Genomic DNA, 6,862 nt, shown 5'->3' on the forward strand with positions numbered 1-6,862 from the left:
TTCTGCGTAGGTTTGCGCGCTTCTAAAATCGAAACCTACGCTGGGCTGCGGCCGGTCTTCCAGAAAACCTACGCTTGCAGGGAGCGCAATGCAGTTCGACGCCCGCGCAGCCAAGGCACTTCAGCCAGGCGCGCACCTTACCATCGACGGCTGCCCAGGCCTTCGTCTCGAAGCCACTCAAACCCGACGCGCTTGGACCTATCGGTACCGCAGTCCGGTCGACGCGYGGATGCGCCAGGTCGGCCTGGGGCGTTGGCCAGCGATGTCGTTTCCAGCGGCGGCGGCCGAGTGGGAGCGTTTGCGCGGGCAGCGCGACGCGGGCGGCGATCCTGCGCTGTCGAAGCGCCAGGCGCGGGAGGCCGAGCGGACGGCCCGCGTTGCAGAGAAACAGGAGCAGCGGGAGCGCGCGTACACGGTGCGCCTCCTGTGCGAGGACTACCTGGTTGGACACGTTGCCCTGACGACGTGGGCGAGGCGATGCTGGGGCACATGCAGGAGGGGGTGAAGGGTGTCTACAACCTGCACACCTACGACAAGCAGTGCCGCGTCTGGATCAACCGACTGTCCACGCACCTCGATGGATTGGTAGAGCGGTAGTCGTATCGCCACGATCGCTCACCAGAGCGATTCGTTGAGCGATGCGCCCACAACGTTGAGGAGATCCGAAATGGGGGCGTGCGAATCAGCGCTTGCCCGGTCGTTGTAGAACGGCCAACGACCTGACGGTTTGGATCAGTCCTAGGTCCCTCTGCTGCAACTCGACACGTTCGTGGTGACGACGATCGTCTTGCGAGCGCTCCGTTCTAGACCGCACCGCAATCTGGCACGCCTTCAATGTGACGCCGCGGAACACAGCTTCGGAGGCATCTTCCCAGTTCTTGAACAACGGAAGCAACGGGCCAATCTCCAGTTGCAGAGCCTTCTTCCGAGCTTCCTCGTCACCAGGTGCGACGAGGCGACCATTCCCGTACTTGATAACCTCATCCACCCGTTGGGCGATAGTGTCGAATCGGAGCGATTCGGCCACGCAGAAAACCACTAGCATTTCGAGAGGGAAGCGCTTCTTGACATTGGTCATGCCAGGAATATTGACGAGTGCCGCATCAAGCCCGCCCGAATCACGGGTGACCAGATCGAGCGTGCTCGGATAGCGCTCTACCTTGCGGCCCGCCACCTTGCTGACGTAGAGCGAGGTCGGATCCATTTCGAGGACGAGGCCTTGATCGACTCTGCCGTGCCCTGGAAAGACCTCGATCGTCACGGGTGGCGCCGGTCGGCAGATGCGGTAAGAGCTATTGTCAAATCGGATCAACCCGGTCTCTTCCGTGAGCGCTTGGCGCATCGCGCTGATTTCGGAAGACCACCGCTGGTCAACGTGCAGCTGAAAATGATCAGGCATGGTGCTGAGGCGATTGTTGTCTTGATACTGTAGCCAAAAGTCCCAGGCCGCAGGGAACTCGTAGGAGATGGACGTGTCGCAGACAAAACCGGTCGACATCTGAGACGCTGTCTTCAGCGATCCTTGAAGAGGTCGATGGGTTTGGGATCGTCGGTGTTGATCTCGATGGAGTGCTTGGTGGCCTGCTCCCGCTGTCCGGTGGAGCGATAGCCTCATCGGCTGATGTACACGGTGGCGCGCCATTCCCTGATACACCGTGTCGGGGCTGTGCTGTTTGTGCTACCCGGGCCGGTGCCGACGTGGTCCTATGGTCCTTCAGTCGTTCCGACCCCGCCCGCAATGTCGACGAGTTCAGTCCGACCGAAACTCGTTGGCTGATCGATGCGATGACAGAGGTGGCACCCAGGCGTACGGCACGGCTGCGCGCGGTGAGTCCCTGAGCGATCAGCCGCGCGCTGTCCAACTACGCGCCTCGAAGGGCCTGCGGCACGGTAACGGTCTTGCGGCGGCCCGTGAAGGGTGGCGGCAAGAGGTTGGAAACCGGCCGCTCCTCGCACCAAGTGGTTACCTCGCGCACCAGCCAAGCGACACGTCTGCCGGAGAGAAGGCGGGGTTTGGGGAATGCGTCCCCGCGGACGAGTTTCTCCACCGTCGACTCGGACAACGAGGTGAAAGCAGCGACATCTGGCAGGTCAAGGTAGATCGGATCGAGTTTGCTCATTTGCTCTCTGTGGGGCTGTTGATATCGGGTCCCGCTCGAGGCGGGCCTCGTAGGTCAGGCGCGCGGCAGTGGCGCGGTCGGCACCGCGCTGCGTTGCAGCGGCGTCGGTGAATCCGCCCTGGAGCGGGTGTTCGGGCAGTCGAGCGAAGGGGCGCTCGGTCCGCATGGCTGCGGACGCGACGAGGAGCGACTCCGCCTGTGCGATGGCGTTCATGAAGTCTCCAGTAAAGAGATCGGACCGCTGCGCAAGATCACGTTTGTGGATCACCACAACTACATGAGCGGGGGCACCTTCCTCGATGGCGATCAGGTGGCTCGTGACGTGCTGCTTCTGTGGAAGCCTGGGCTCGACTGGAGATCGGCGCTGCACGGCATTCCACTCGACCCGATCGCCGGGCGTGCGCCAAGGAAGGAGTGGACCACGGAGGAGGAGCAACTCGAGGCGGAGCGGCTGCGCTACCGCATGCCTCGCACCTACGCAGCACTGCCGACCTCGCTGCGGCAGCTTGCCTGCGTCGCTTGACGCCAAAGCCCTCGTCAACGTCCTCGGATGTTGCTCAGGGACGGCGCCGAGTGCTCCGTCCCAGCACTGCTCAGCAGAACTGGACCTCGGTGCTGCACAGGCGTGTGCCGTCCGGCGCGCTGATGCTCAGGCTCAGGGCGTTCAAGCACGCGGACCCTGGCAGCGCAGTCGGTGCGAGCCGACGGTGGCGCGAGAACACGGCCTTGCCGTCGACCGTGCCCGTCCACTCGGCGATGTATTTCCGCGAAGGAACGCTCGCCTTCAACGGCTTCAGGTGAAACCGCTCGACGAAAGACTGCAGCTCCACCTCGGAGCTGATTCGGCCAAACACCTGCTCGATCGGAAGGCTGCTCTCCATGGGGTGTGCTCCTAGTGGACGGCAGTTTGGTCAACGCCGATGATGACGCTACCAGCTTTGAATACGGCTGTCGCCGGTGCACCAGCTGTCAGGTTCAAGGACTCGGCGCGTTCGGTCGTGATGCGCGCCATGAGGGTCTGTCCATTGGGTAGGTCGAGCCCGACCTTGACATCGTCGTCGTCGCCTTGGCCCACGTCGCGCACGCTGCCCACCAGCTGATTGAACGTCGCGGGCAAGCTCGCCGCCGGCTCCTCCAGCAGGACGATCGAGGTGGGGTGCACCAAGCCAAAGGCGCGCCCGCCTTGCTGCAGTTTCAGGATGTTCTGCACCTCGTGAGAGACCTTGATGACGATCTGCAGGCCCTGGGCGAGGCCCAGTTGCACTTCGTTGGCGTCGATGCCCGGGTGGATGGCCGTCACGACGCCATCGAGGGTGTTGAAGTCAGCGGGTTTCATGAGTTCAAGGTTCCGTGTGCTCGTGCCTCGCCGGCTGGCGGGGTGCTGCAATATACTGTATGAATGAACAGTAGTCAGCTGCCACGCGAAGGAGTCACGCGTGTTGGCCGGGAATCACCTGGGCCAGCCGTGGTGCCGCGCGCCAGCGTGGCCATCGGCTTCGGCTCGCCGTCGCAGGATTCGGGCGTCGGGCGCCTGGACCTGAATGACGTGCTGATCAGGAACCCGCTGGCCACCTTCCTGATGCGCGTGAGCGGCAGTGCGATGCGAGAGGCTGGCATCGACGACGGCGACATCGTGCTGGTCGACCGCTCGGTCCATCCAGCCAGCGGCCACATCGTGATCGCCGTCGTGGACGACGAGTTCATGTGCCGGCGGCTGGTGACGCAGGGATCGTCGCTGCGCCTGGTGGCGACCGACCCGAGCTGCGCCGATGTCGTGCCGCGCGCGGCCCAGGAGCTGCAGGTCTGGGGTGTGGTGACCAACGCCATCAAGGCGATGCCCGTCTGAGGCTGCGCCATGTTTGCGCTGGTCGATGTCAACAACATGTACGTGAGCTGCGAGCGGGTGTTCAAGCCCTCGCTCAACGGCCGGCCGGTCGTCGTGCTGTCGAGCAACGACGGCGCCTGCATCGCGCGCAGCAACGAGGCCAAGGATCTTGGTGTGCAGATGGCGCAGCCGTGGTTCCAGGTGCGGCACCTGGAGCGCGAGGCGGGGCTGATCGCGCTGTCCGCCAACTTCGAGCTGTACGGCGACATGTCCAGCCGCATGATGTCGATCGTCGGGCAGTACGCGCCGCGGCAGCAGATCTACAGCATCGATGAATGCTTCCTCGATTTCGAGGGTGTGCGCGGCGACCTTGTGGAGATCGGCCGAGACATCCGCCGGACGGTGCTGCAGTGGACCGGACTGCCGACCAGTGTGGGGTTCGGGCCGACCAAGACCCTCGCGAAGCTGGCCAACCACGTGGCGAAGACGGCTGATCGCAAGCCGGGCTCGTATCCGGCGGCCCTTGCGCAGGTGTGCAACTTCGGCGAGATGACCCAAACCGAGCTCGATGCGGTGATGGGTGTCACCGAGGTGGGTTGCGTGTGGGGCATCGGCCGGCGCATCGGAGCGCGGCTGACGGAGGCTGGCATCCGCACAGTGCGAGACCTGGCCAACGCGGACGTCACGGCACTCCGCAGCCAGTTCAGCGTGGTACTGGAGAAGACGCTCCTGGAGCTGCGTGGCACCTCGTGCCTCGGCCTCGATGACACCACGGCAGGCCGGCAGCAGATCATGTGCTCGCGGTCGTTCGGAAGCGCTGTGACCGAGTTGGCCGAGCTTGAGCAGGTCGTCAGCGACTTCACATCACGCGTGGCCGAGAAGCTGCGGCAGCAGGGCAGTGCGGCGGGAGCGGTCCACGTCTTCATCACGACGAGCCCGCATCGCAAGCAGGATCGCCAGCACAGTCCGAGCATGACCGTGCCGATGGTGCGGCCGACCACCGATACGCGCGAGCTCGTTGCGACGGCCACGCGCGCGCTGCAGCAGATGTACCGGCCGGGTTTCAACTACGTGAAGGCCGGCGTCATGCTGGTGGACTTGCATGATGGAGGTGCCCGGCAAGGTGAGCTTGACCTCTTCGCAACTGACAAGCCCACAGTGCAGGCGGAAGTAGGACGAGATCGGGCTCAGCTGATGGGTGCGTTGGATGCGCTGAACCATCGGTTCGGCAAAGGGGCCGTTCGCATTGCCAGCGCTCACCACGGACGTGGAACGCAGGCTTCAGTTGGCAAGCAGGAGCGGCGCACCCCGCGCTATACGACGAGACTCGACGAGATTGCGAGAGCCAGCTCCTGACCGCTGGTCGCCGCGAACTGGAGCCATCGACCCTGACTTGACCTCCCGGCAAATGCCCGATTGCGCCTTCAATTCATTGCCACCTCACCTTGGGGTTTTTACTGATTTCTCAGGGGGCTTGAAGATCTCGGTCTGCGACCTACTTCGCCCTTGTTATCCCATGTGACCAACTCGATTCGGATGAGGAACTGAATCATGTCTCGCACATCAGATCGCACGCCGACCGGCTCCGCCAAACGCGCAACGTCGCTCCGCGTCTCGTGGATGAGCCCGAACCAGCTTCGCGCCTACTTCGTGGCGCGAGAGACGCTGCGCAAACTGAAGCCCACACCGACGCCATTGGTGCCTGTCGATTTTTCACCGCGTGACCGCGGTCACGTGGGTCGCTGACTACCGATGGCGTAAACCAGCATGACTGCACTCGCAGGCGCCATCACACCGCCGCGCAGTCCGTTCACAGGGCTCGCTCCGGGGCCACCAAGCAGTCATTCGCGGCGATGCCCCGCATTGGCATCACTATTTACTGAAGGAGGTCCGACATGCTCGATACCATGTTCTATCGCCCTCAGGGGCTCCTCGACCAGCTGACCACGCTGCACCAGGCGCTCACGCGCTCATTGACCGGGGACGGCACGCCGGACGCAATACGCTCCGTCGCCGCCGGTAGTTTTCCCGGCATCAACGTCGGCCGTACCACGAAGACCTTGGAGGTCTATGCGTTTGCGCCCGGCCTTGATGCGGCGTCCATCGATGTGACGGTGGAACGGGGTGTCCTGAAGATTTCCGGCGAGCGCCGCGGCTCGGCGCCTGGCGGCGATCTGAAGGTGCAGACGTACGCCGCAGAGCGCCCGATGGGACGCTTCACCCGGGCGCTGACGCTGCCCGACGATGCCGACACGGCGAAAGTGGAAGCGACGTATCGCGACGGTGTTCTACGGGTCAGCGTCGGTCTGCAAGAGGCGGCTCAGCCCACGCGCATCGCGGTTCGCTGATACCGCGTCCTCTCGTCCAACAGACCATGAAAGGAACTGTCATGTCCAACACCGACCTGGCTACTGCTGCACCCGACCGCAGCAACCCGACGCGACCCCAAGACGCACGCATGGAATCGAGCGAACGCTCGCAACGCGCCGTCGCACCCGCAGCGGATATCTTCGAAGATGCCGGTGGCATCACGCTGCTCGCGGACATGCCGGGCGTTTCGCGGGAGAACCTCGACGTTCGCCTGCACGGCGACTCGCTTGCCATCGAAGGGCAAGCAAGCATCGCCACGGCGGAAGACATGCGCGCGCTGTGGGCTGAAGTCAGCGTGCCGTGCTTCCGTCGCACCTTCACGCTCAGCCGGGAGCTTGACGCCGGCCGCATCGAGGCCAACATCAAGGATGGAGTCCTGAGTCTGCGCATCCCGAAGCAGGCCCATGCGCAAGCGAAGAAGATCTCCGTGCGTGCGGGCTGACACTCGGCTTGAACGGTATTGCGCCATGCCTGCGGATTGCTATCGCGTGGTCGTGCCCGAGAGCGCTCGCCTGGCCGGTTACACCGCTACCGGCCGGCGGGCCTC

Annotated in this window: 11 protein-coding genes; 7 read left to right on the forward strand and 4 right to left on the reverse strand. The window is 63.9% G+C overall.

Translation table 11 applies throughout. The features are described 5' to 3' along the window. Nucleotides 1-88 precede the first annotated feature (88 nt). Both AC1D12_RS20100 and AC1D12_RS20105 read left to right on the forward strand, forming a co-directional pair. On the forward strand, nt 89-505 hold the full coding sequence (locus AC1D12_RS20100) for an integrase arm-type DNA-binding domain-containing protein (protein WP_477842464.1): 417 nt from the start codon (nt 89-91) through the stop codon (nt 503-505). Beyond that, nucleotides 466-597 (forward strand): hypothetical protein, encoded by a 132-nt coding sequence (locus AC1D12_RS20105; protein ID WP_477826120.1) that lies wholly within the window; start codon nt 466-468, stop codon nt 595-597. The genes AC1D12_RS20100 and AC1D12_RS20105 overlap by 40 nt, the downstream gene beginning before the upstream one ends. An 85-nt stretch (nt 598-682) precedes the next feature. Here the strand turns inward: AC1D12_RS20105 and AC1D12_RS20110 are convergent, their stop codons facing one another. After that, nucleotides 683-1,498, reverse strand: coding sequence for a hypothetical protein (locus AC1D12_RS20110; protein WP_477826117.1), 816 nt, complete (start codon nt 1,496-1,498; stop codon nt 683-685). Between the two features lie 364 nt (nt 1,499-1,862). Next, complete coding sequence (locus AC1D12_RS20115; protein ID WP_477826116.1) at nt 1,863-2,120, reverse strand: helix-turn-helix transcriptional regulator; 258 nt, start codon at nt 2,118-2,120, stop codon at nt 1,863-1,865. A 127-nt stretch (nt 2,121-2,247) separates the two neighbouring features. Between AC1D12_RS20115 and AC1D12_RS20120 the strand changes: the two genes are divergently transcribed. Further along, nucleotides 2,248-2,643 carry a hypothetical protein gene (locus AC1D12_RS20120; protein WP_477826115.1) on the forward strand — a complete coding sequence of 132 codons (396 nt, stop codon included), beginning with the start codon at nt 2,248-2,250 and terminating at the stop codon, nt 2,641-2,643. 70 nt (nt 2,644-2,713) lie between these two features. Here the strand turns inward: AC1D12_RS20120 and AC1D12_RS20125 are convergent, their stop codons facing one another. Continuing rightward, nucleotides 2,714-3,001, reverse strand: a complete 288-nt coding sequence (locus AC1D12_RS20125) for a hypothetical protein (protein ID WP_047509144.1) — start codon at nt 2,999-3,001, stop codon at nt 2,714-2,716. 11 nt (nt 3,002-3,012) lie between these two features. After that, nucleotides 3,013-3,456: a TOBE domain-containing protein gene (locus AC1D12_RS20130; RefSeq protein ID WP_477826114.1), complete on the reverse strand. Its 444-nt coding sequence runs from the start codon at nt 3,454-3,456 to the stop codon at nt 3,013-3,015. 129 nt (nt 3,457-3,585) lie between these two features. Between AC1D12_RS20130 and AC1D12_RS20135 the strand changes: the two genes are divergently transcribed. The 4 genes from AC1D12_RS20135 to AC1D12_RS20150 all read left to right on the forward strand — a co-directional run bounded on the left by AC1D12_RS20135 (nt 3,586) and on the right by AC1D12_RS20150 (nt 6,757). Then, nucleotides 3,586-3,966, forward strand: coding sequence for a LexA family protein (locus tag AC1D12_RS20135; protein ID WP_477842466.1), 381 nt, complete (start codon nt 3,586-3,588; stop codon nt 3,964-3,966). A 9-nt stretch (nt 3,967-3,975) separates the two neighbouring features. Next, complete coding sequence (locus AC1D12_RS20140; protein WP_477842468.1) at nt 3,976-5,301, forward strand: Y-family DNA polymerase; 1,326 nt, start codon at nt 3,976-3,978, stop codon at nt 5,299-5,301. Between the two features lie 539 nt (nt 5,302-5,840). Further along, nucleotides 5,841-6,293 carry an Hsp20/alpha crystallin family protein gene (locus AC1D12_RS20145; RefSeq protein ID WP_465113400.1) on the forward strand — a complete coding sequence of 151 codons (453 nt, stop codon included), beginning with the start codon at nt 5,841-5,843 and terminating at the stop codon, nt 6,291-6,293. A 41-nt stretch (nt 6,294-6,334) separates the two neighbouring features. Then, on the forward strand, nt 6,335-6,757 hold the full coding sequence (locus tag AC1D12_RS20150; RefSeq protein WP_477827161.1) for an Hsp20/alpha crystallin family protein: 423 nt from the start codon (nt 6,335-6,337) through the stop codon (nt 6,755-6,757). Nucleotides 6,758-6,862 lie beyond the last annotated feature (105 nt).

This window comes from Rhizobacter sp. P1_G5, from assembly GCF_056405435.1.